Genomic DNA, 24035 nt, shown 5'->3' on the forward strand with positions numbered 1-24035 from the left:
TTTTAAGCTGGCTAAAACAGTCCCATCTGTTTGCTGGTCATTTGTTCAAAAGATAGATTGATAAATGGCAATATACCTTCTGCAATAGGTTTGATTTGCTTTTCAATATAGTGTTCATAATCTAATGGTGAGGTTACATATTCTGCTGGTTGTGGACCATCAATAGTGATCACATAATGGATCCAGCCTTTATGTTGATACCGCAGCGGTTTACCCAAGCGTTGATTGTTTTCATCTGCTAATCGCGCGGCTTTGACATGCGGGGGGACGTTTTTAGTATATTGGTCTAAACGTTGCCTTAGTCGTTTACGGTAAACTAAGGCCTCATCGTTACGCCCTTGGCGAATTGAATCTATCGTGTCTTTGAGAAAAGCGCTGACATCTTGTTTATCAAAGACCATCTGATACAAGGTTGTTTGGAATGATTTAGCCATCGGTGTCCAATCTGAGCGAACCGTCTCTAGCCCTTTAAATACTAATTCTGATTCGCCGTTTTCTTTGCATTTTATCCCTGCATAACGCTTCTTACTGCCCATTTCAGAGCCCCGAATGGTGGGCATTAAAAACGTCGAAAATAAAGTTTCAAATTCAATTTCTAAGAAACACTCAAGTTGTAATTCGTGTTTTAGCTTGTGCTGCCAACGCTGATTGATCAATTTCTGTAAATCTAAGCCAATTTGTTTAGCTTGCTGTGCTGTTTGAATATTCTCAAGCCACACAAATGTTGAATCAGTATCACCGTAAATTACCTTGTAACCTAGAGCTTCTATCCAGCCCGCGGTAGTCTGCATTATTTCGTGGCCACGCAGGGTTATCGAGCTTGCTAAGCGGGTATCATAAAAAGGACACCCACCCGAACCCAGTACACCATAAAACGAATTCATAATGATCTTAATCGCTTGCGAGCGCGCAGAGTCTAGATTCTTTTTTGCTTGGTCACGCTGCTGCCACAAGCTGGCAATGATATCCGGCAAAAAGTGTTTATCTCGCGAAAACGCGGCGCCGCGAAAACCCGGTATCGCCTTATCAGGATCAGCCAATCCTTCAATCAGTCCCATAGGATCAATTTTAAATGTGCGAATAATAGAGGGATAAAGGCTTTTGAAGTCGAGCACCAATACGTTGTTATATAATCCCGGCCGTGAATCCATAACGTAGCCCCCGGGACTGGCAAGGCCGCCGTCATGCGGGCGATTCGGTGAAACATAACCCGCGCGATGTAATTTGGGCAAATATAAGTTGATGAAAGCCGCGACCGAGCCGCCCATTCGGTCTAACTCTAAGCCCGTTATTTGGCTACGAAATACCAAATAATCGATAAGCTTAGTGTGTTCGAATATGCGCTCAACTAAAACACAATCCTGCAAATTGTACTTGGCCAGTTTGATTTTATTGTGATGAAAGTCATGGGTGATGGCGGCGACTCGATTGTCTACATCATCGCTGTCTTTCCCCTCGCCAAACAGTGACATAGCAACATGCTCAAGGGTGAAATTGTCAAACTGATAGGTGGCGGTTTTTAAACTGTCGATGCCATCAATCACCAGTCGCCCTGCGATACTGATAAAAGCCTGATTACTGTCGTTGCGGCCATCGCGAAATACCACATCACTTTGGTCTCGACCTAAGTTTAACTTGATATTATGCAGATTGGCGCGTGTCACCAGCACCCTAAAGTCAAAATTAACAATATTCCAACCAATAATAATGTCGGGATCAAAATCGCCGATCGAAGCAACTGTTTGAGTTAGCAAACTCGCTTCATCGGCAACCCACTCAATCCAATCCTCATCGCCTTGCTTATCACCAATCATGATGACTTTTTTAAACTCTTCGCTGCTAAGCCCAATGGAATAAAGCTCACCTTCAAGGCTGCACTCTATGTCCAGAGACAGCAGGGCTAATTGGGGCGTATAGTCAGTGGGTTTTAATTTGGCATGGGTTAATTGTTGATATTTTACTGGCTGTTTGTGATTGACGATGCGGCCAGTAAAGGCAGCACTGCCATACACAAAGCGTTCCATTAAAAACCGTTCTGATAGGCGAATATCGTATTCATAAAGAGCTATGTGCGCATCTTTGATGATATCCCGCGCTCGGTAAAAATGCGCGATACTGGCAAAGTAAACGGCGCTAACGGGTGCATGCTCGAAAGTGCGTAAACTCAGCGATTCAATTTGCACCACAATGCCGTGATGATTAAGCAGATCTTGCACGGTTTGCGTATCTGTCTGGGCGACAAAAAAAACCGACTGCTGGGCATCGGTAGTCATTTTGTACGGGCCTTGTGCCGTGCTTAGCCAAAATTCTAAGTAGGTTTTGCCCTGTCGTTCAAAATGTCGTCGGGTGAGAATAAAACCCTGTTGCAGACCACCCATCGACGGCGCATCACCTTCATAAAATATAATAGCTGAAAGTATACACGCTGCTAGGCAAGCTAAACAGAGTGAGCTTGATTAGCTTAGCTAAAATTTGATACTCAATGCCATGGGTTGAAGCGTGACTAATGCGCATCTTTTGACACGTGACGATCCATTCCCTCTACGGATTACCTACGCGGACGCTTTGCGTAGTTACGGTATTTAGTAGCACGATCAAGATGAAAAGTTCACCATACTGGTCTTCTGCGATGGGCTTAGCGTCTCCACCTAATAACGCGAGCAGCTCAGGCGTCGTATTGCTGTGTCCTACAATTAGACTCGTTTGTTTAGTATTGAGCAATTGACTTGCAAAACCATTGAGATCACGTGGAGAATACGACGTGATGTTAATACCAAGTTGCTTCGATAATGGCTGCGCAGTTTGTTGTGTGCGCTTATAGTCGGTACTAAAAATATGTTGAATGTCTTTATCGGCTAACAAGGTGGCGAGTGACTGGGCTCGTGCCATTCCTTGCTCGGTAAGACTTGGATTTTTGCTATCAGCTTGCTTTTCAAAATGTCGGACTAGATACAACTCATAGCCTTGGGCATTAAAAGACAACACGAATAACGCGCGTATCAACCATTTCATCAATGTCATTCCTTAGCAGTTAAGCTTGTCAGTATAGCAAAATCGAGCAAAGCGTAGCGTGTCGTTTAGGTAAGGGAGTATTTGGCTATTCATTTCTTAGCTATTTTTGATCCGCAGGTTCAACAAGAAACTCTAATACCCTATAAGAGAAATAGGCAATGGCCTTTCTCACTATTCCACATCAGGTTATCATGGCCATTATTATCAATTAGATTTGGAGCGCCACTGTCTTGTATAGCGGTAACATACGAAAAATGCAGGTTGCAGCACAACCAGGCGAAGCAGTTAAATATAGCTTACCCATAGGTGACGAACAGATAGATATGACGGCTTTAGTTGGCTCGTCAATTCGGGTAAAACACAGCCAACAAATTCATTGTATCCATTGCCAAACAAAAACCAAAAAGAGTTTCAATCAAGGTTATTGCTACCGCTGCCTGATCAAACTAGCCCAGTGCGACACTTGCATTATTAAACCTGAAAACTGTCACTATCATTTGGGGACTTGTCGAGAGCCCAAGTGGGGCGAAGAAAATTGTATGCAATCGCATTTTGTGTATTTGGCGAATACCGGAACGACTAAAATAGGCATCACGCGCCATGTCACCGATGGCATTTCCAGTCGCTGGATTGACCAAGGAGCTACTCAGGCGTTAGCCATTTTAAGAGTAAAAAGTCGACTTGTCAGTGGTTTAGTAGAAACCGTGTTTAAACAACATATTGCCGATAAAACCAATTGGCGCACCATGCTTAAAGGGGCACCTGAGCAAGTGGATCTAATTAGTCTGCGAGAGCAATTATTCAATCAGGTCGAAGGCGAACTAGATATGATCAGTAGTGAACATGGGATCCAAGCACTGAGCATGATCGACGCGCAGCCGGTTGAGATTACGTATCCTGTACAAGCCTACCCGGATAAAGTGAAATCGATAAATCTGGACAAAGAACAAGAGTTTGAAGGAACACTTAACGGCATCAAAGGCCAGTATTGGCTGCTTGATAATGACAGAGTGATCAACATGCGTAAATACGCCGGTTACCATCTTGAGATAGAGGTATAAACGCGTTTATCTCTAAACGCCAGTTCAATAGCATAAGGCATCGGTAATACATTGTCAGCGTGGTGGATAGCGATTCAACATCTACTATTAAGGTAGTCAACTAATGGGGAGTCACAAGGTGCGAAATAGCAAAATGAAAGCGCTACTGGTTTTGGTTACTGCTGTTTTACTGGCCATGCTGCTGACCTTCATAGCCCAATCGGGACACAATAATTTGCCCGAGCTTTCGACGTTTGCCATCTGCGCAATAGTGACCTTTGTGATCCAATGGTGCGTGTTTATCCCATCCTATTTGCTAAAAACAGAGCGAGTATATGATCTAACCGGAAGTTTGACCTTCATCATTGTGATATTCGTTGCTATCAACAGCCAGCAAACTGTATCGATAACCTCAATTCTGTTAGCCGCGATGGTCGTTGCTTGGGCGGCGCGGCTTGGCACTTTCTTGTTTTTAAGGATCAATAACACCGGAGTTGACGGTCGTTTTGATGATATCAAACCCGACAAATATCGTTTTTTTTCAGCTTGGACTTTGCAAGGTTTATGGATATTGATTATGGCTTCCGCTGCGCTGACAGTGATCAGCTCGCCACAAGCAGCGCGCATTGATGCGCTGACGCTGGTAGGTGTTGCTATTTGGTTAATTGGCTTTGCAATTGAAGTAATTGCCGATCAACAAAAAACACGATTTAAACAAGACCCTCTAAATCAAGGGCAGTTTATTCAAACTGGCTTGTGGGCCTATTCTCGCCACCCTAATTACTTCGGCGAAATTGTGTTGTGGATTGGTGTGGCGATCGCGGCTTACCCCGCCCTTGAGGGCTGGCAACTAATTACCTTAAGTTCTCCTCTTTTTATCATATTACTGTTAACAAAAGTAAGCGGGATTCCAATGTTAGAAAAGCGTGCCGATGAAAAATGGGCCAACAATCCAGACTATCAAAAATATATTACCACTACGCCCGTTTTAATCCCCAGAATTAACTGTCGATGGGGTTGAATATTCCATTATTTGGGTTTTAGGGTTACTTACAATATCAGAATATTCAATTTGCCCTTAGCAACAACTCAGTCGCTCTTTAAATTTGATTTAATAAGGTTTGTCGCATCTTGTGATGTTAATGGCCAATCGATAAAATATCCTTGACCAAAGTCACATTGATTTGCCAACAGAAAATCCCATTGTTCTTGTGCCTCTATGCCTTCTGCGACGACTTTAATATTGAGACTATGGGCCAACGAAATCGTCGCTTTAACAATTTCTTGAGTCCCCTCATGCTCTTCTTGCCGATTAATCAAAGAGTCCACAAAACTGCGATCTATCTTTAAAACCTGAACAGGTAACTTATCCAGATAAGCTAACGACGAGTAACCGGTGCCAAAGTCATCGATTGCCAGTTCTATCGAACGTTGTCGTAGACTATCTAATAAGGTATTAACTTCTTCGGTATACTCCATCAGTGCCGTTTCTGTTATTTCAAGTTTCAGATGTTTACCTTGAATCTGTGTTTCCGCTAAAATGACATCAATCTGCTCAATTAAATCCGGCTGATTAAGTTGCAATGCTGATAGATTCACAGCTATGGTTGGCAAGTTAGCTTCTCCTATTAGGTCATGCCATTCCCGTAATTGTGTACAAGCTTGACGAATAACCCAGATGCCAATTTCAAATATCTGTCCATTTTCTTCCGCCAGCGGTATAAAACGGTCTGGCGGGATCAAGCCTTGTTCTGGGTGTAGCCATCTTAGCAACGTTTCGAAACTGGCCAAGTGCCCAGTGTCTAACGCAATAATTGGTTGGTAGACAACAAAAAATTGCTTTCTTTCCATTGCCACATTCAAATCATTTTCAAGTGCTGTAATTTCTATTTTCTGCTCACGCATTTGCGTATCAAACATCTGAAAGCACCCTCGGCCCTTTTCCTTGGCTTTATACATTGCAATATCAGCATCCCGAAGCACTTCTTCAGGCTTGGAGTATTGAGTTTGACAGTTAACAATACCAATGCTGACTCGGAAGAAAATTTTCAATTGGTCAATATGGAATGGCTGGTTAAACGCTTGGATGATTTCATTCACTATCGCGACTAACGCTTCATGTGAAGCGGGTTTTTGAATCAACACGGTAAATTCATCACCACCTAACCTCACTGCATGACAGTTTGACGGTAGGATATCAACTAATCTTTTTGCGGCAGCAATTAACAAATTATCGCCTAACGTATGACCATGAGTATCATTCACTTTCTTGAACCGGTCACCGTCTAGGAACATCATTGCAAATCCACCCTGCTGGTGATGAGCCATTGAAATGCACTGCTCTAGTTTCTGCAATAACCAAGGTCGGTTAGGTAATCCGGTAAGGGGATCGTGAAACGCCATATGGAAAAGCTTCGCTTCGGCTGCGCGTCTTTCTTTCTCCTTTACTGTCAGCTCTTTAGTGCGCTTTTCAACACGTTGCTCCAGCTCAATATTGAGTTGTAAAACCGCGGCATTGGCACTGGCCAACTCCGTGGTTTTTTCTTCAACTAAACCTTGCAGTTCGGCTTGTCTTTGTTGATTATGAAATAGGCGCCAGCGAATAAAGCCATACACCGATACTACCGCTATCAAGATAAATAAAAAGCTTGCCCACCACGTTTGCCACCAAGCAGGTAGAATATGAATTTCAAGCCGTCGAGGGTGAAGGCTCCAAACATTATCGTTATTGGCTGCTATCACTTCAAAAGTATAGTGTCCTGGATCTAGGTTTGTGTAACTGGCACGTCGTCGGCTACTATCCACTTCAATCCAATCCTGTTGAAGCCCGAGCAAACGGTAGCGATACCTGTTTTTCATCGGTGCAACATAGCTAACTGCAGTAAATTCAAAAGCCAAATGGTTTTGATTATGAGGTAACGCTAATTCTTCTAGCTGGATAAGCGTGCGATTTAGCAAAGTTGAATTATGCAAATTGATGGTTTTTTGGAAAAGCTCAACGCGGGTAAGATGTACTTTGGGATCGGCTTCATTTAAGGGTATGTTGGCTGGGTTAAAAACACTCAAGCCATCTGTTCCGCCAAAATACATAATTCCGTCTGACGACAACAAGTGACTATTGCGATTGAAGTGATTTCCAGCTAAACCGTCAAACTTATCAAATAACTGCACCTTCTCTGTGGCGGGGTTAAAGCGAATTAAGCCATTTCGCGTGCCTAACCATAAAAAACCTAGTTGGTCTCCTTCAACTGATGTTACAAAGTGATTAATCGAGTCATATTTCCGAGACGCTTGCTTTATTGGTTCATAGCTTAATAGGCCATTTTCTGCGGCAATCCACAGCATTCCCGAACTTGCCAAATAAAGACCTAAAATATTCCCAGGATTGTCAAGAGGTATGAATTCGAAAGTTTCTGATTGGGCATCGAATAACTCCAACCCTCGTTGACCTCCAATCCAATAACGGTCGCCTCCTGCTGACTCGATATCGTTAATTGCAAAGTTGGATATGCCTGACTTTTGCCCAACGCCGCCAGGAACAAATTGTTGAAACTGACCTTTAACAGGATCCACAATTTGCAAACCACTATTCCAAACACTCAACAACATCCGGTCTCGTCTATCAACCTCGATGCTATAGATGTTGATGTCAGCTAACCCTACATTTTCATTGCTCTGTGTGTCCCGAGTAATATTTTCAAACATCATTGTTTTACGGTCTAATTTACTAAGACCTGCCCCCCAAGTACCCAACCAAATATCCTGCTGAGAAGTTTCTGCGATGGCCAAAACAGAGTCACTGCCAATGCTATTGGGATTATTTTCATCATGCCGAAAATGTTTAAAATAACCAGTCTCGGGATCATAGCGATCCAATCCACCGCCGTCTGTGGCAATCCAAATTTTGCCTGATTGATCCTGATGTATGTCGGTCACATTATTAAAACCTAAACTTTGCGCCGAATTGCGGTTGTGGGTCAAGATACTAAATTTTTCAAGATGTTCACTGATCCTGAATACGCCAAAATGAGCAACCGTAAACCAAATGGAGCCATCTTTATCCTCAAAAATGTCGGAAACTGCACCAGGGGGAAAACTATCATCTTCGTCAATAGAGGCAGCAATATGCTTGAAACTATCGGTATCTGGCAGGTATTTGTGTACCCCTAGCTTATCGCTCCCAATCCATAACTGCCCCTTAGAATCCTCAAAGAGTGATTGATTTACTTTACTTTGAATGGCACCTGACACACCCGGTTGGGCAGGATAATGGGTATATTTGCGCGTTAGAGGGTCTAAATTCCAAACCCCATCCGAGGTAGCAATCCAAACCCGTCCATCGCGAGTTTCGATCAAATCCAGAATCCCTCCACCATGCCAAGGATACTTTTCAATCTGCTGAGATTGTGTGTTAAATAAATACAATTCATTGCCAGACGCTATCCACACTGACGAAGTGGAGCCATGGCGCTCAATTTGATTGATAAATAATTGCTTAGGTTCAGTAAAAAACTGATAGACAACATTACCAGTGGAAAGGTCGATACCTCGAAGACCAAACCCCTCTCCACCTATCCACAGAATGTTGTTATCATCTCGAAATATTGCCCAAATAAAGGTGTTATCAGATACTGCATAAGTAACGAACCTATCCTGTTCTGGAATATAGTTCATTAACTCAGTACCACCGATCCAAAGTGAACCGTCTGTATCCAGTAATAAGGAAGGAATATTTGATTCAATTGAAGCCGGGGCATTTGAGTGTTGCTTAAACCCCTTGAGTTGGTATCCATCATACCGCTTTAAGCCATTATCTGTGGCAATCCATAAAAAACCTGAATTGTCTTGCACTATGGCATGGCAATAAGCATTAATAGCGTCTCCGTCCAAAAAGAGCTTGTGTACGTTAACTTTTGCTTTGGCTGAAAAGCAAAGGGTTAAGCAAGCTAAATACATTAGCCACCGAAAAATTAACAACATTCCCCCCATGACAATAGACAATCCCTAAAAAGAAGAAAAACAAGCTAATTGGATTATAGGGAACAAATACTTAATCACCAAAGACTTCATGGTTAAATGAATTATCAATGCCTACTATTTCATAAAGATGAGCAGCTTATTAGCTCAGGCTTAATTCACAGTAATAGCTAAATTTCTGACTCACTAAGTGCAGACACGCTGTTAGAAGTTAAATTATTTCATTACAAGCAGTTTGAGCAATTAATTTATTGACTGTTACCGTTCGCCGTTTCAGTGATTGAAGGAACTAAGGTGGGTGTCCTTGTAATTCTATTGAGGGGACTAAGGTGGGTGTCCTTGTAATTTTTAGAGTGGGTGTCCTTGTAATTTCTTGTAATTTTTAGAGTGGGTGTCCTTGTAATTTTGTTGTAATTTATTGTAGGACTAAGGTGGGTGTCCTTGTAATTTTCTAGGACTAAGGTGGGTGTCCTTGTAATTGGGCCTATTCTCGCCACCCTAATTACTTCGGCGAAATTGTGTTGTGGATTGGTGTGGCGATCGCGGCTTACCCCGCCCTTGAGGGCTGGCAACTAATTACCTTAAGTTCTCCTCTTTTTATCATATTACTGTTAACAAAAGTAAGCGGGATTCCAATGTTAGAAAAGCGTGCCGATGAAAAATGGGCCAACAATCCAGACTATCAAAAATACAAGTCCACTACCCCAGCCTTGATCCCCAAATTAAAAAAGGCAGAAGATACGTTTTAGCGCTATGTCAATTTAGATAATTTGTGTCAGACTGAGTTAAATCTATGCATTTTCTTAAAGCTAGATGCAAATAAACATTGGAAGTGAATAACAGTGTCAGATAAAAGCGAATTATTACAAAGCCTTAAAATTGATCGCACAGAGCAACCTGAGCCTTCCGGTATGGCGTTGTGGAAAGTGCTGTTGATTGTCATCATCAGCATTGCAATAACCATTTGGGCTACGCTTAAATTCGCAACACCGCCAACATCCTCATCTTCTATCTCTAGCACGGCAAAAAATGACAAACTAGCCAACACTGCCGTGCAAAAAACATCAGATACAAGCGACAAAAAACCACATTCAACGCAGCCAACCTTGTCGGAGGCGAGCGCAATTCTCAACTCATCTGGTTATATCACCGCCAGAAGAATGGCCACGGTATCGGCCCAGGTAATGGGGTTAATAACTGAGGTTACTGTTGAAGAAGGAATGACGGTGACAGAAGGTCAAATACTGGCCACGCTAGATTCTACGTTAGCAAAAACCAATTACGAGCTTGCCGTAGCGCAACTTGAAGTATTAGAGGCGCGCATCAATAGTATTCAAGCCAATTTGACTGAAGCGCAAGAAAATAATCAACGGATTGCAAGCAACAGCTTTTCCAGTGCTTCAGAAAAATCCAAAGCGCTGGCGCAAATGCGCAGCCTGCAAGCCAATTTAGAAAGTGCTAAGGCTGATCTGAAAGTCGCCCATCTTGATGTGCGTCGCCAAAAAGAGCGTCTCGATGATCATACCATTCGCGCCCCCTTTTCAGGTGTGGTGACGGTGAAAGCAGCGCAACCGGGTGAAATTGTTGCCCCTAGTTCGGCTGGTGGCGGATTTACACGCACCGGAATATGTACCATAGTGGACATGGAATCGTTGGAAATCGAGGTAGACGTGAATGAATCCTTTATTGGTCGGGTATACGCTGGACAACCAGTGGAAGCCCAATTAGATGCCTACCCTGATTGGACTATTCCAGCCTCAGTCATCGCCATCATCCCTACCGCTGACCGAGCAAAAGCTACGGTGCAAGTGCGAATAAAGATAGAGCAACCCGATCCTAAAATATTACCCGACATGGGTGTGAAAGTTGCCTTCCAAAAATAGCGAGGAGAACAACATGAGCGATGCAGTGTTATTTGATTTAAAAGACGTTTCAAAGAAATTCGTCAAAGGAAAAGAACAAATAACCATATTTGATGGCCTAAACATGCAGATTAATGAAGGGGATTTCCTCGCCATAATGGGTCCATCGGGATCAGGCAAAACAACGCTGCTGAATCTCTTGGGTGGCGTTGACCAACCCTCCAGTGGACAAATCAGCTTTGACCAGAAACGCATTGATAAGCTTAGCGAAGGCCAGCTAGCCCAGTGGCGAGCAAATAATATAGGTTTTATTTTTCAATTCTATAATTTGATGCCGATGTTAAACGCCTTCCGTAATGTAGAGTTACCTTTACTGTTGACCAATTTAAACAGTAAAGAACGAGCCAAAAGAGTCGAAAACGCACTGAAGCTAGTCAATCTGGCGGACAGAGCTAAGCACATGCCAAATGAAATGTCAGGCGGGCAACAGCAGCGTGTGGCAATCGCACGAGCGGTTGTGTCAGATCCAAAATTATTACTCTGCGACGAGCCGACCGGTGATCTGGATAGAAAAACTGCCGATGAAATCCTCGAGACATTGCAGTTACTCAATAACGAATTTGGAAAAACCATAGTGATGGTTACCCATGACCCCTCGGCGGCAAAATATGCCAAGCGCACTTTGCATTTAGATAAAGGTGAGTTTGTAACCCAAGCAGATACCGGAGCAACACAGGGGGTCAAATGAAAGACTTTTATTTAATCTATAAAAACCTGACACGCAAAAAGCTTCGCTTATTTCTGACCTGCTTTGCGATCTTCATTGCTTTTCTTATCTTCGGTGCCATAAGCGCCTTGCAAGGCGCATTGAATTCCGGTGTTGAGATGTCGGCTGACAACCGCCTAATAACGGTAAATAAAATCAACTTCACGCAGCCATTACCCTTTTCCTACGTCAATAAAGTGAAGAGTATCGAAGGGGTCGAAGCGGTAAGTTACGCCAATTGGTTTGGGGGATTTTACCAAGAACCTGCAAATCAAATAATGACAATGGCGGTGGATCCCGACACCTACTTTACCGTTTATGAAGAACTCATTTTGCCCGAGGGCCAATTAAGTCAATGGCAAAGCAATCGTCGCGGCATGCTGGTTGGCGATCGTATTGCAAAGACATTCAACTGGAAAGTGGGTGATACTATTCCCATACAATCTAATATTTTCACCAATACCGACGGCACCCAAACCTGGCAATTACAGATCGACGGCATATTTAGCGCACAAGACCAAAAGACCGATACCGGCTATATCGTGTTTCACTATAAGTACTTTATGGAAACCCAAACGTGGGGCGGTGACAATGTTGGCTGGCTGATCGTTAACACCACCGACTCGGCGCTTAATCAACAAGTCTCTGACCAAATCGACGCAAATTTCGCAAACTCTGCTGCAGAAACAGAAACCAGTACCGAAGCGGCATTTAATAAGGCCTTTATTGAGCAAATAGGCAATATAGGTTTGATCATTTTTGGGGTGGTATTCATGGCGTTTTTTACCATATTAATAGTGGTAGGCAACACTATGGTATTAGCCATTCGAGAACGCACCAACGAAATAGCCGTGCTCAAAACCTTAGGTTTTTCATCTCCTCGAATATTCAAAATGATCCTGATTGAATCCTGCTTATTGTCATTTATCGGCGGCTTGCTGGGATTAGGCGCAGCCTATGTGATTGTTAAAGGTGCGTCACATGAAATGGCGCGATTTTTACCTAACTTGGTACTCGATCAATCCATTGTTTTGCAAGCGTTAGGCTACATGCTTTTGCTGGGATTAGTGACCGGTATAGTGCCTGCTATTAGAGCCTTAAGGCAAAATATCATTAGCGGATTTCAGGGAGCCTGATCATGAGTTTAGTATCACAAAGTACTGCAGTTATCGTAATGAACCTGCGCAGTCTACCGCGTCGATTTTGGATGTCAGCAGCTATGGTGTTTGCCAGTGCCGTGGTTGTGGCCATTCTTTTAGCTTTTTTAGCCATGGCCAAAGGGTTTGAAACGACCATGCAAGGGGCGGGAAGTGACGATATTGCGTTTTTCCTAAGGATAAGTTCTGGTGCTGAACTAAATAGTTCAGTGTCAAACGAGCAAGTCAACTTATTGCGCAACGCGCCTGGCATTGCCACCAATGACAACGGTCCTATTATCTCGCCGGAATTATATGTGATTGTAGATGGGCTCAAAAAAACCAGCCAAACCAAGGCCAACATTCCATTACGCGGACTAAATCAACAAGGCATCGCACTGAGAGAAAATTTTAAACTCGTTGAGGGCCGCATGTTTGCCACTGGCACCAACGAGCTCATTGTCGGGCAGGGTATTCTCAACCAGTTCGACGGATTTGAATTAGGCGCTGAGATCCGTTCAGGTAAAAATCGTTGGACCGTGGTGGGAATTTTCACGACCGGTGGAAACGTGTTTGAAAGTGAGCTTTGGGCCGACGCCAAAGTAATACAAAACTTATACAATCGTGGCAGTAGCTACCAATCAGTGCGAGCCAAGTTAACCGCACCAGATCAAATTGAAGCGATCAAAGCCTACATTGAAAACGATCCCCGTTTAAATCAAGATGTGCAAAGTGAACAAAGTTATTTCTCAGAGCAAGGCAAGGGACTCAGCTACATGGCGCTCTTTGGTCGCGTGATTTCTACCGTTATGGCATTAGGTGCACTGGCTGGTGCGCTCAATACTATGTATACCTCGGTGTCAGATCGTGCCGGTGAAATAGCCACACTAAGAGCGATTGGCTTTAGCCATTTTTCGGCATTCGTTGGTACCTTAGTGGAAGCTTTAGTGTTGTCAGTTATCGGTGGCCTACTTGGCTCTGTTGCTGCTTTTGTGTTTTTTGATGGGTTAAGTGCTGCGACCTTGGGCGGTAGCTTTACTCAAGTGGTATTCGAATTTAAATTGACCTCTGATTTGTTCGTGCAAGGGGCTACCATGGCTTTGATCATCGGGTTTATCAGTGGATTCTTCCCTGCATGGCGAGCGGCAAGAGTTCCGGTAATCGTTGCGTTTCAAAGTGGTCGTTAGTCACTGTTTTACAAAACAATCAAACAACGTCAAAAAGGCAGGTTGAATAACGTTGGATCTCTTAGTTCAAGTCCACTTCACCCAACCTGCCTTGTTTTATATCTCTGCCAGTTCCTGCTCTAATTGCTTAGCTTCGTCAGCTCTTGGCTTACTGAATCGTGCCAGTGCGAAATACAGTACCGGCGTGAGGTACAAGGTAAAGACCACGGCAATACCCAAACCGCCAAAGACCACCCAACCTATTGCGTTGCGCGCTTCAGCACCTGCACCGGTAGATAAGATCAGCGGCAAACCGCCCAGCACAGTTGAGACTAAGGTCATCATAATCGGACGCAAACGGACTTCACCCGCTTGGATAATCGCTTCTTTAACAGAGTGTCCGCGGTCACGCAGCTGATCTGCGAACTCCACCAGCAAGATACTGTTCTTGGCCAGCAAACCAATTAGCATCACCAGACCAATCTGAGAGTAGATATTTATCGATGTTCCGGTCAGGTGTAACGCATAAATAGCAGCTGCAATACCGAAGGGCACGGTGAGCATCACCACGACCGCACTGTTAACACTTTCAAATTGGGCTGCAAGTACTAACAGCACAATGACAAAAGCCAATACGTAGGTCAACGTGACTTGATTAGAGGTTTCTTGAAAGGTTTTAGCTTCCCCTAAAAACACAAGGCCAATGCCACTGGGCAGCACTTCTTGCGAGAGCGCACGCAGACTGTCTACAGCTTGTTGTAGTGATGCGCCCTCTTCTAATTCGATATCAATCTCGATCGCGCGTCGCTGAGCATGACGCTCTAACTCGGCCGCAACTCCTTCTTCGGTGATATAAGCCAAGCTCGACAATGGCACCAAGCCACCGTTGTTAGACGAAACATATAAGTTTGTTAAATCAGATGGATTACTCAAATTGGCACTTGATGCTTGTAAAATAATCGGGATCGATTGATCACCAACATTCAAATCGGCGATATCGTCACCGTTGATCGCGGCTCGCAAGGTACTGGAAATATCAGAAAAATTGACGCCCAGCTCTTCTGCGCGGCGTCTATCTATATTCACTCTAAGCTGAGGCTGAGTAGGCTGATACGAGATCCTAGCATTGCCAAAGTCTGGCAGCTGCTGTTCAATTGCTTCTTTAAAGGTCAGTGCGGCTTGATAAATGTCGGTGTAATTCTCTCCTGTTAAGGCGAATTCCAATCCACCACCTTGACCACGCAAATTGAGACTATTGGAGCCAAAGGCACGACCAGGTGCCCCCGGAATAGAACCGATTTCAGGGCTCAATTTATTGATAATATCTTGCTGAGATTGGCTACGTTTCTCCCACGGTTCAAGGGGGACTTGAATGAAAACAATATTCGGGTCCCATTGACCGACTACTGTGTAAATTGATTTAATCTCGCCAGATTCAACAAATGGCAGTAACGCACTTTCCATTTTATCCGCCTGCCGATCCATGAAATTAATGCCAACACCATCCGGACCACGGGCAAAAATCCGAATATTACCTCTATCTTCACTGGGTAACAGTTCGTTGTCCAATTGTTGGTATAGCAAGCTTGCACCACCTGCTGCGACTAAACTCAATAGCACCACTAACCAGCCGAACCTAAGGCTCCAATTTAGCGTACGACGATAAAACGATAAGCATGCGTTACCGAAACCACCCAAAAAATGTTTGGCGTTCTTTTTCAGCGGTAATCTTGCGGTCAACGCAGGCACAAGCGACAAGGCGACAAACGAAGAAATGATCACGGCACTGGCTAGCACGCCGCCAAATTCTCTAAACAAACGTCCTGCTGTGGAGGGCAAAAATGCAATCGGAATAAACACCGCGGCCAACACAGCAGTGGTAGCAACAACAGCGAAAAATACCTCTCGACTGCCTACCACGGCGGCCGCTCGAGCGCCTAAGCCCATGCCTCGGCGACGTTGGATATTCTCTGATACAACAATGGCGTCATCAACGATAAGGCCAGTGGCTAGGACCAGCGCCAATAAGGTCAGAATATTAATAGAAAAGCCAAGCATCCAGATCACTGCTAAGGCCCCGACCAATGATACCGGAATGGCAAATGCGGGAACGATAGTGGCGCGGCCTGAACCGATAAATACCCACAACGTAGCCACCACCAGCGCAATAGTGAATGCCAAAGACGTAATGACTTCTTCAACCGAGCCACGAATGAATTCTGCATCATCGCTTGTGACTGTGATAGTCAAATCAGGAAAACGCAGTTGCAAGTCTTCGACCATGGCTAAGACTTCATTGGATATTTCTATCGTGTTTGAACTGGCTTGACGCAAAATACCTAAACCGATAACCGGTGTTCCATCTAAGCGCACCAAGCTTTGTGCATCGGCCGGACCAAAATAAACGTTGGCCACATCACCAATGCGGGTATCCCCCTCGATTACAATATTTTCAACATCAAGTGCGGTCACCGAGGTGGCATCCGCCCTCACTATCAAGGTTTGATCTGTTGAGCGCAGACTCCCTGCAGGCACATCAAAGGGCGCTAACCGCAACGCAGCGGCCACATCGGTCACCGACAGACCAAAGCTGGTGAGTCGCAATGGATCTAAGGTCACTCTTAACACCCGCTCGCGATCGCCATTGAGACGCACATCCGCAACCCCAGGAATACTTAAAAACAAGGGCGCTACATCGGTCTCTACAACCTCGGTCAGGGCTTCCATACTCATTGCATCGCTCGACACCGCCAGATTAACCACCGCCTGCGCATCGTTATCGGCTTTAATGATCGATAATCTCTCCACGTCATCGGGCAACTCCCGCTGCACACGACTCACCGCCTCTCGTGTTTCATTGGCAGCATCTTCTAAGTTCACCCCAGGACGAAATTCAACGACAGTGCGGGAAAATCCTTCTTCACTTTGGGCTCGTATAGAAGTAACACCGCTGACCCGAGCGATAGCCCCTTCTAAACGACTGGTGACTTCGGTGTCTACGGTTTCTGGCGAACCTCCAGGGAAGTTAGCGGTAACCGTTAAGCGAGGGCGATCAACGTCCGGCAATTCTCTGACTTCCAAGCCACTGAGTGCCGCTAAGCCAGCGATCATGATCAGCAGGTTAACGACCACAATAAGCACTGGGCGTCGCACTGAAAGTGACGGTAGATCGTTAGTCAGATTAGCTTGACCAGACGATTTAGCTGAGGACGATTGGAGGCTCATGGCTAGTTCCTGTTATTCGGTTGGGTGTCTAGTTCCTGTCCCGGCCTTAATCGCTGAATGCCTTCAACGACAAGCGTATCTCCTTGCTGCAAGTCCCCTTCGACGAGCACTCTGCCGCGTAATCTCTGCTTTATATCTACTGCAACTTTGGTGGCTTTGTTGTCGACTACTTTCCACACGTAGGCACCTGACGCTCCCCACGACAAGCCAGATTCAGGGATGGCTGCATAGCGTTGTCCCTGCATGATGAGATTGACGCGAAAACTCATTCCAGGGCGGTAACTGTCCTGTTCATTAACTAATTCAGCTCTTACTCGGATCGTGCGATTCGCAGCGTTCAGCCGTGAGTCTACCTGACTGACTTTGGCGTCAAGTTTCGTGTTTCTATCAGACCACGGCTGAAGGGTAACCCGACTGTCTTTAGTGACGGCTGCCAAAGACGACTCAGGCGCTCTAAAATTAACAAACAAACGACTACGATCATCCAAAGTCGTCACTAACGTTTGCGTAGTGATCCTGTCACCCACCTCAACATCAGAAAGGCCCACATAACCGCTAAAGGGCGCGATTAGTGTCCGGTCAGCCAAGTCGATTTCCGCGTCCATAACCGCAACTTCCGCAAGCTCTTTGGCAATTTTTGCCGTATCCAATGCACTTTGCGCTACGGCACCACCATCACTACTTTGCTGCAAACGCGTTAGCGTGCGTTGCGCATCCTTCAACATGATTTGACTGCGTTTAAGCGCAGCCTGTTGGCGACGTGAATCGAGCTTCAACAGTACTTGACCTTGCTCAACCCATTGACCGGGTATGAAATTAGTTTCGATCACCTTATCTGAGGTGGCGGGAAAAATATCAACTGACTTGAGCGCTTCCGCTGTCCCCACGGCCTCGACTGTAGTTTCTTGTGATTCAAAGGTCAGAGGCTCTACGATCACTTTAGTTGGGCCTTGTCCGCCCCGAGACTGTGCTAAGCCGTGCACGCTAAACAATGTGCTAACCAATAGGAATACAATGATATGGAGTTGATTCAGACGTTTCATGTAGTTTCAGCTAATCAGATTATGGGTTTTTTACTAAATAACCGCTATTTTCGATCAATGCTATCACACTGTTATTAAACAAAGTGTCAGCACAAGGTAAAGATTTAGCGATTAGAATAGCAGAGCGTGATTAACTTAACGCTCAGTTAAAAATGCCTTGATAGCTTCCTTATAGTTCCGACTTACCTTAATCCGGTCATACTCGCCTAAATCTAAGAAAAACTCGCCCTTAGTGTGCGGAATTACTTTTTCAATATAATTAAGATTAACGATGGTGGAGCGATGGATCCGTTTGAAAAGACTGGCGTCTAATTCATCTAATAATTCTTTCATTGTGCTGCGTTTAATGTGCGTCTCACCATCTACATGCAAACAGACATAATCTCCTGCAGCATCGATCCATTTAATGTCGGCTTGTTTGAGCAAGGTAATTTCGTCGCGCTCTTTGATCACGATTTTATGCTCTACTTGCGAATCACCCACATTACCGGCAAATGAGGCCGATCGTTCTTGCATATGGGGGGATGTATTCTGCTTAGATTGATGAATGCTGTGAATAGCATTGATTAATCGTGGCTTATTATTACTTGCATCGCCGCCGCGTTTGCGTTCTTTTGCTCGTTCTACAGCTCGCTCGATGCGTTCGTTATCAATGGGTTTTAAAATATAATCCACGGCGTGTATTTCGAAGGCATCCAGCGCATATTGCTCGTAAGCAGTAGTAAAGATAATCAACGGCAGCACATCATTCTGTAAGTTTTTGACCACATCGAAGCCATTCAAACCAGGCATTTCAATATCCAGAAAAACCAAATCTGGCGATAAGTCCATGATCAAATCTATTGCCTGACGGCCATTACGGCCCTCGCCGATGACTTCCAAGCCGTCAATATTGGCCAATTTTGAGCGCAACAGTTTTAACGCTAATGGTTCATCGTCGACAATGACAGCAGTAAGATGATTCATGAAACAACCTTTTGTCTATGTATATTTATGATGGCTTCTTGATGATATTCACACGGGATAATAATGGTGGTTATCAACCCGCCGGTTGGTAAAAAGCGAATATCGACGTCGTAATCATTAATGTATAGCGCTTTTAATCTTTCGTCTGTATTGCGCAATCCGACCCCTCGACTGGTTGAGCTTTGCACTTTACTTTTTTCAATTTTCTTATCTGAGCCAGTGTCACTGAGCTTTAATATCAATTTGCCATCACTCACTGAGGCATCCAAGCTTATGGTGCCGCCCTCTTCACTTTGCGCAATGGCATGCTTCATCGAGTTTTCGATGATCGGCTGCAGCAACAAACTAGGAACCAACGCCTGTTTTGCGGCTTCGTCAATATGAAAGTCAAGTTTAAGTCGATCTTCAAAGCGGGTTTTTTCGATTTCCAAATACAGATTTAGTGCTTTAACCTCATTTTCCAAAGTGATTTTTGTGTCGGGATTATTGTCCAATGAGTGTCTTAAAAACTTGCTGAGTTGCACCGTCATATTTTGCGCTTTCTCGGTCTCGTTGACTTCAACCAAGGAGTTAATCGCATTGAGCGTATTGCATAAAAAATGCGGATTGAGTTGGTATCGCAACATTTTCAGTTGTGCGTCTCGGGCGACATTTTGTGCCTTCATGCGTTTGAGTTGTTCTTCTCTGGCATCCGATTCAGCTCGTAGCATAATGCCATGCTCGGTTTGCAACAACTCGTAGTAACGGATCCCAAAAAACAGTCCGGTCCAACACAGAAAAATAAAAATACTGGCAAAGTGCCAGCCGCCTAATTGTTGCCACTCCTCAGTTTCACCGGTAAGAATGACAAAGGTTTGTAAGCGCGCAATGGTCCACAAAAATGCGGCAAGTATCACCGTAATGACTCCTACCCACGCTCGGTAGCGCAGAGATTTGTCCCAAGTCACCATGAATAACCAATACATGACGAGTGACAACCCTAACCCTAGGGCAGCCTGAATAACAATGTGCAACATGTGCATCCAGTTATAGGGGCCATACCACAAAGTAAGGGTAAGGAAGCTGGTGATACTGACAAACAGCCAGAACCCTGTCTGCCACATCCAAAACTTGCGGGTAGGGTGACTGTTTGTATAGCGTTTAACGGCGCCGTAAATTCTGTATGCCATAATATTCCTTGAGACAGCCGAATTAGTTTACACGCTGTTAACTTTATCGGCTAGTGTGATTGTCCTAGTCAACCGTTATTCGGTCCGTCTTATCGTATTAAAGAGTTTATTCGTTTAGCATTACGTTAGCGTATAAAGTGTTGACGCACGCAGCATTAACAGGCCAAATCGAACACTGAATAAGGAGCATGCCAGCATGTCCAAAAGGCTTACCCAATCCATGTATCACGTAATATATATTTCATTTATCGCCGCATTAGGCGGTTTTTTGATGGGATTTGATGCATCAGTCATATCTGGCGTGGTGAAATTTATCGAGCCTGAATTTGAGCTCACTAAAATTGAATTGGGTTGGGCGGTTGCATGTTTATCTTTGACCGCGACTTTGGCGATGATGATAAGCGGGCCCTTATCTGACAAATTTGGTAGAAAGGCAGTGTTGAAAATGGCCGCTGCGCTGTTCTTTATCTCCGCGGTTTTATCTGCACTAGCACCTTCTTTTACGTTATTGGTTTTAGCTCGCATGCTCGGCGGTTTTGGTGTTGGGGCTGCACTTATCATTGCGCCAATGTACATCGCTGAAATTGCCCCAGCCCGTTATCGAGGGCGCTTGGTATCACTGAATCAACTCAATATTGTGATCGGTATAACCGTCGCTTTTTTCAGTAACTATTTGATTTTGTCGCTCTCAACATCAGATGCTGCATGGTTACAATCGTTTCAGTTAGCGCAGTGGAATTGGCGCTGGATGTTAGGCATCGAAGCCCTTCCTGCTTTGATCTACTTTTTAGCGTTATGGCTAGTGCCAGAAAGCCCGCGATGGCTGATGCTCAAAGGAGATGAGCAACAGGCCAGAAAAATTATCGCAACCACTTTGCCCGAAGAGGAAGTAGAGCCTGCGATTAGCCAAATCAAAGAAAGTTTAACTAAGGACGAGAATAACAGCACCGCTCCATTAGTTTCCTTATTTAAACCTGCAATGAAACTGGTATTGATCATTGGTGTTTCAGTGGCAATTTTGCAGCAAATCACTGGGATTAATGCCGTATTTTTCTATGCTCCGATGATTTTTGAACAAACCGGCATGGGAACTGACGCTGCGTTCATGCAAGCTATTTTTGTCGGTATCACCAATTTAGTTTTCACTATCGTTGCCATTGCCCTGATTGACCGGATCGGGCGTAAAGCACTGCTTATATTTGGCGTTGGGGGGATTGCGGTATGCATGTTTAGCTTAGCACTGCAATTTGCTCAAGCAACTTACACATTGGATAAAGCGGCTATGAGTGGTCTGCCAGACAGCATCACATCAAGTCAACTTAGTCCAATGCAAGACGTAGTTTACCAAGACGACTTAACGTTCAAGTCGGCGCTTAGAAGCAATCTTGGTCAGCAACAAGCCCAACAGCATGAATCGACCTTGATTGCCGCCGCCATTGAGGTAAATCAGCATCTGGTGCTTGTTAGCTTGCTTGGTTTTGTAGCCTGTTTTGCGATGTCTTTGGGACCGGTAATGTGGGTGCTGTTTTCAGAGTTATTCCCCAATCGAATTCGCGGCATCGCAATTTCCTTTGTCGGCTTGATTAACTCTGCGACCAGCTTTTTAGTACAGCTTATCTTCCCATGGGAGTTAGCGACTTTAGGTGTAGCTTTGACCTTCGCCATGTACGGTATTTTCGCTGTGATTGGTTTAGTGATTATTTACGCGCTACTGCCGGAGACAAAAGGCAAAACCTTGGAGCAATTAGAAGCAATATTGGTGCGCAACTAGCGCACCAATACGAAAAGTTAGTGCGTATCACTACCCATCATTATGAACCACCACTAGCGATCGCCCGTGGTGCGCCCAGCAGTGTTTCAACAACTGGTTTGGGCGTGCGATCCTCATAAAACAGTCCCCAATGCTTTTCGGGTTCGAAAGGGTCATCTGACCCTTTCCAAGGTTCATCAAAAGCCTCAAACACGAAACTCAGCACCTCGTTTTTCCGTGACCAAGTGACTAGGTCGTGGCAATACTGCGCTTGATTAACGCAATTACCTTGCTGCTTATCAATGCCCTGCCCATTTGACTTGGTTGCCCATCCGGCTTCGGTTATTACAATGGGTTTGTCAGGAAAGACATCGGCGACCTGTCGATAGTTTTGCTCGGTAAACGCAATCGCCTCGCTGATGTCTTTATATTCCCACGCGGGGTAGGTATGGATTGAAATAAAATCTAAATGGGGCACCAAAGGAATGAGTTTATCTGTCCAAGGAACGTAGTTCTCACAAAAGGTCACCGGATGCTCAATCGCTTTGCGCACCTGCTGGGCATATTCGATTAATGACTCAACCGGAACCATATGATCGTTCCAATCCACACTGGCCTCATTGCCAATCGAGACCGCAAATACCCACTCAGGAAACGCGTTAGCATAGTCAATCATTTGCCTAATTTGTTGTTGATTACGTAAACGGTTTGCGGTCAATACTTTATCACTGTAGTGAGCCCCCCAGGGACAATTTGGGTTACTGACCTCAGCGCCTAAATCTGCACCTAGCATGACTTTTAAAGGCAGATTTTCGTTGCGAATGACGTTAAGCACAAGCTGGGCATGGTGACTGCAATCGTACAACCTAAGCAAAGACCAATGCTGAGCAAGAATTTTTAGATCCTGTTTAACTTGCTCATAAGAAGGAAATATCCCTTGGCGGGGATCCTGACCCAGTCGATAGCCGGAATAACAAACTGCATTTTGTGCCGAAAAGTCTGACATTGGTTTACCCACTGTAGTTACCATACTTAGCTTTGCCATCTTCATCCCAAAGTCCCCAATAAGCACCAACGTCTCCCTCGTCCGCTATTTTCCAAGCCTCATCGAAGGAAGAAAAATAGAACATGTCGATATTTTCTTCATCGGCCCATTGGTAGGCATTTAGAAAATAAGAAATCGCATTACGAAATGACGGACGCGCTGCACGCTCGGCAGTACCTACATTGGGCCAACCTGTTTCACTAATAATCACCGGTTTACCCTTGGCCACTTTTTGCGCACGGCGATACATATCTTTCATGTAAATCAGGGCATGTTCGCTGGGATAACCTTCCCAATAGGGATAGCAATTTGCAAATATTATGTCGCATGCATCGGTAACTTGCGGATAGTCTTCAAACTCGAAATAGGCATCCACGTAACCCACGGGCACGTCAGTCACGGCAGACTTGACTTGCTCTAGATAACCGACCAATTGCTCTGGGGTCAATTCACCGCGCAACAAGACTTCATTACCCACACCTAACATGTCAGCATGCCCCTGATTGGCAATTTCAATGGCTTTATCAATTTCCTGCTGATTCTTGTCCAAATCGCCATCTAACCAAACGCCAACCATAGTATTTAAACCTCGCTGCTTAGCGACGCTTGGGATAAATTCGTTTCCTTGCGAGCAAGAAAAGGTTCTTATCCAATTAACATAAGGAGAGATAACCGACAATCTGTCGGCAATATCTTGTTCAGATATGGGGGAGCCAGGCCCTTGCCCAACCGTATATGGGCTGAACGAAATGCCATGAATTTTTTGCTGCAAACGCTCAGTAACAAGCACTTTTAGTTGTTCGTCGCTGTAGGTTGAGAAATCAATCCCAGCAAGCGCAAACGATCGAGAGCGATAATGATTCTTAGACATGCATTGT

16 protein-coding genes and 1 pseudogene are annotated in these 24035 nt (G+C 44.7%); 8 read left to right on the forward strand and 9 right to left on the reverse strand.

Going from position 1 to position 24035, the window contains the following annotated elements; translation table 11 throughout:
- Nucleotides 1-11: 11 nt before the first annotated feature.
- The gene (locus ABD036_RS14480) at nucleotides 12-2378 is read right to left on the reverse strand and encodes a DNA polymerase II (protein ID WP_343861149.1); all 2367 of its coding nucleotides are present in this window, start codon (nucleotides 2376-2378) and stop codon (nucleotides 12-14) included.
- 163 nt (nucleotides 2379-2541) lie between these two features.
- Nucleotides 2542-3012, reverse strand: a complete 471-nt coding sequence (locus ABD036_RS14485) for a SixA phosphatase family protein (protein ID WP_343861151.1) — start codon at nucleotides 3010-3012, stop codon at nucleotides 2542-2544.
- A gap of 254 nt (nucleotides 3013-3266) precedes the next feature.
- Here ABD036_RS14485 and ABD036_RS14490 point away from each other — a divergent pair, with 254 nt between their 5' ends.
- Together ABD036_RS14490 and ABD036_RS14495 are read left to right on the forward strand one after the other, a co-directional pair.
- The gene (locus ABD036_RS14490) at nucleotides 3267-4073 is read left to right on the forward strand and encodes a DUF2797 domain-containing protein (RefSeq protein WP_343861412.1); all 807 of its coding nucleotides are present in this window, start codon (nucleotides 3267-3269) and stop codon (nucleotides 4071-4073) included.
- A gap of 118 nt (nucleotides 4074-4191) precedes the next feature.
- Nucleotides 4192-5073, forward strand: coding sequence for a DUF1295 domain-containing protein (locus tag ABD036_RS14495; protein WP_343861153.1), 882 nt, complete (start codon nucleotides 4192-4194; stop codon nucleotides 5071-5073).
- A 68-nt stretch (nucleotides 5074-5141) separates the two neighbouring features.
- Here the strand turns inward: ABD036_RS14495 and ABD036_RS14500 are convergent, their stop codons facing one another.
- On the reverse strand, nucleotides 5142-9032 hold the full coding sequence (locus ABD036_RS14500) for an EAL domain-containing protein (RefSeq protein WP_343861155.1): 3891 nt from the start codon (nucleotides 9030-9032) through the stop codon (nucleotides 5142-5144).
- Between the two features lie 488 nt (nucleotides 9033-9520).
- Here ABD036_RS14500 and ABD036_RS14505 point away from each other — a divergent pair.
- From ABD036_RS14505 to ABD036_RS14525, 5 genes and pseudogenes are all read left to right on the forward strand, one after another.
- Nucleotides 9521-9778: pseudogene (locus ABD036_RS14505) on the forward strand (DUF1295 domain-containing protein); the annotation flags it as partial.
- Between the two features lie 93 nt (nucleotides 9779-9871).
- On the forward strand, nucleotides 9872-10912 hold the full coding sequence (locus ABD036_RS14510) for an efflux RND transporter periplasmic adaptor subunit (RefSeq protein ID WP_343861157.1): 1041 nt from the start codon (nucleotides 9872-9874) through the stop codon (nucleotides 10910-10912).
- Nucleotides 10913-10925: 13 nt separating this feature from the next.
- A complete protein-coding gene (locus ABD036_RS14515) occupies nucleotides 10926-11639 on the forward strand; it encodes an ABC transporter ATP-binding protein (protein ID WP_343861159.1) in 714 nt (237 codons plus the stop codon).
- Nucleotides 11636-12793 (forward strand): ABC transporter permease, encoded by a 1158-nt coding sequence (locus ABD036_RS14520; RefSeq protein WP_343861161.1) that lies wholly within the window; start codon nucleotides 11636-11638, stop codon nucleotides 12791-12793. Before ABD036_RS14515 ends, ABD036_RS14520 begins: the two co-directional genes overlap by 4 nt.
- Nucleotides 12794-12795: 2 nt before the next feature.
- Nucleotides 12796-13980, forward strand: a complete 1185-nt coding sequence (locus ABD036_RS14525) for an ABC transporter permease (protein ID WP_343861163.1) — start codon at nucleotides 12796-12798, stop codon at nucleotides 13978-13980.
- A gap of 96 nt (nucleotides 13981-14076) precedes the next feature.
- On the opposite strand, the gene ABD036_RS14530 is transcribed toward ABD036_RS14525, so the two are convergent.
- The 4 genes from ABD036_RS14530 to ABD036_RS14545 all read right to left on the reverse strand — a co-directional run bounded on the left by ABD036_RS14530 (nucleotide 14077) and on the right by ABD036_RS14545 (nucleotide 20362).
- Nucleotides 14077-17184 carry an efflux RND transporter permease subunit gene (locus ABD036_RS14530; protein ID WP_343861165.1) on the reverse strand — a complete coding sequence of 1036 codons (3108 nt, stop codon included), beginning with the start codon at nucleotides 17182-17184 and terminating at the stop codon, nucleotides 14077-14079.
- Between the two features lie 2 nt (nucleotides 17185-17186).
- Nucleotides 17187-18227 (reverse strand): efflux RND transporter periplasmic adaptor subunit, encoded by a 1041-nt coding sequence (locus ABD036_RS14535; protein ID WP_343861167.1) that lies wholly within the window; start codon nucleotides 18225-18227, stop codon nucleotides 17187-17189.
- A 135-nt stretch (nucleotides 18228-18362) separates the two neighbouring features.
- Entirely contained in the window at nucleotides 18363-19193 is an 831-nt protein-coding gene (locus ABD036_RS14540) for a LytR/AlgR family response regulator transcription factor (RefSeq protein WP_343861169.1), read from the reverse strand.
- Nucleotides 19190-20362: a sensor histidine kinase gene (locus ABD036_RS14545; RefSeq protein WP_343861171.1), complete on the reverse strand. Its 1173-nt coding sequence runs from the start codon at nucleotides 20360-20362 to the stop codon at nucleotides 19190-19192. The genes ABD036_RS14540 and ABD036_RS14545 overlap by 4 nt, the downstream gene beginning before the upstream one ends.
- A gap of 196 nt (nucleotides 20363-20558) precedes the next feature.
- Here ABD036_RS14545 and ABD036_RS14550 point away from each other — a divergent pair, with 196 nt between their 5' ends.
- Nucleotides 20559-22133, forward strand: a complete 1575-nt coding sequence (locus tag ABD036_RS14550; RefSeq protein WP_343861173.1) for a sugar porter family MFS transporter — start codon at nucleotides 20559-20561, stop codon at nucleotides 22131-22133.
- 40 nt (nucleotides 22134-22173) lie between these two features.
- On the opposite strand, the gene ABD036_RS14555 is transcribed toward ABD036_RS14550, so the two are convergent.
- Both ABD036_RS14555 and ABD036_RS14560 read right to left on the reverse strand, forming a co-directional pair.
- Complete coding sequence (locus tag ABD036_RS14555) at nucleotides 22174-23157, reverse strand: glycosyl hydrolase family 17 protein (protein ID WP_343861175.1); 984 nt, start codon at nucleotides 23155-23157, stop codon at nucleotides 22174-22176.
- Nucleotides 23123-24028: a glycoside hydrolase family 17 protein gene (locus ABD036_RS14560; protein WP_343861177.1), complete on the reverse strand. Its 906-nt coding sequence runs from the start codon at nucleotides 24026-24028 to the stop codon at nucleotides 23123-23125. The genes ABD036_RS14555 and ABD036_RS14560 overlap by 35 nt, the downstream gene beginning before the upstream one ends.
- Nucleotides 24029-24035 lie beyond the last annotated feature (7 nt).

This window comes from Aliiglaciecola litoralis (genome assembly GCF_039523355.1).
GTDB lineage: Bacteria > Pseudomonadota > Gammaproteobacteria > Enterobacterales > Alteromonadaceae > Aliiglaciecola > Aliiglaciecola litoralis.

Coding starts and splice junctions, on each gene's coding strand:
- ABD036_RS14515 (WP_343861159.1), top strand. CDS start 10,926: ATGAGCGATGCAGTGTTATTTGATTTAAAAGACGTTTCAAAGAAATTC.
- ABD036_RS14535 (WP_343861167.1), bottom strand. CDS start 18,227: ATGAAACGTCTGAATCAACTCCATATCATTGTATTCCTATTGGTTAGC.
- ABD036_RS14525 (WP_343861163.1), top strand. CDS start 12,796: ATGAGTTTAGTATCACAAAGTACTGCAGTTATCGTAATGAACCTGCGC.
- ABD036_RS14485 (WP_343861151.1), bottom strand. CDS start 3,012: ATGAAATGGTTGATACGCGCGTTATTCGTGTTGTCTTTTAATGCCCAA.
- ABD036_RS14480 (WP_343861149.1), bottom strand. CDS start 2,378: ATGGGTGGTCTGCAACAGGGTTTTATTCTCACCCGACGACATTTTGAA.
- ABD036_RS14555 (WP_343861175.1), bottom strand. CDS start 23,157: ATGGCAAAGCTAAGTATGGTAACTACAGTGGGTAAACCAATGTCAGAC.
- ABD036_RS14560 (WP_343861177.1), bottom strand. CDS start 24,028: ATGTCTAAGAATCATTATCGCTCTCGATCGTTTGCGCTTGCTGGGATT.
- ABD036_RS14550 (WP_343861173.1), top strand. CDS start 20,559: ATGTCCAAAAGGCTTACCCAATCCATGTATCACGTAATATATATTTCA.
- ABD036_RS14520 (WP_343861161.1), top strand. CDS start 11,636: ATGAAAGACTTTTATTTAATCTATAAAAACCTGACACGCAAAAAGCTT.
- ABD036_RS14530 (WP_343861165.1), bottom strand. CDS start 17,184: ATGAGCCTCCAATCGTCCTCAGCTAAATCGTCTGGTCAAGCTAATCTG.
- ABD036_RS14490 (WP_343861412.1), top strand. CDS start 3,267: ATGCAGGTTGCAGCACAACCAGGCGAAGCAGTTAAATATAGCTTACCC.
- ABD036_RS14500 (WP_343861155.1), bottom strand. CDS start 9,032: ATGTTGTTAATTTTTCGGTGGCTAATGTATTTAGCTTGCTTAACCCTT.
- ABD036_RS14540 (WP_343861169.1), bottom strand. CDS start 19,193: ATGAATCATCTTACTGCTGTCATTGTCGACGATGAACCATTAGCGTTA.
- ABD036_RS14545 (WP_343861171.1), bottom strand. CDS start 20,362: ATGGCATACAGAATTTACGGCGCCGTTAAACGCTATACAAACAGTCAC.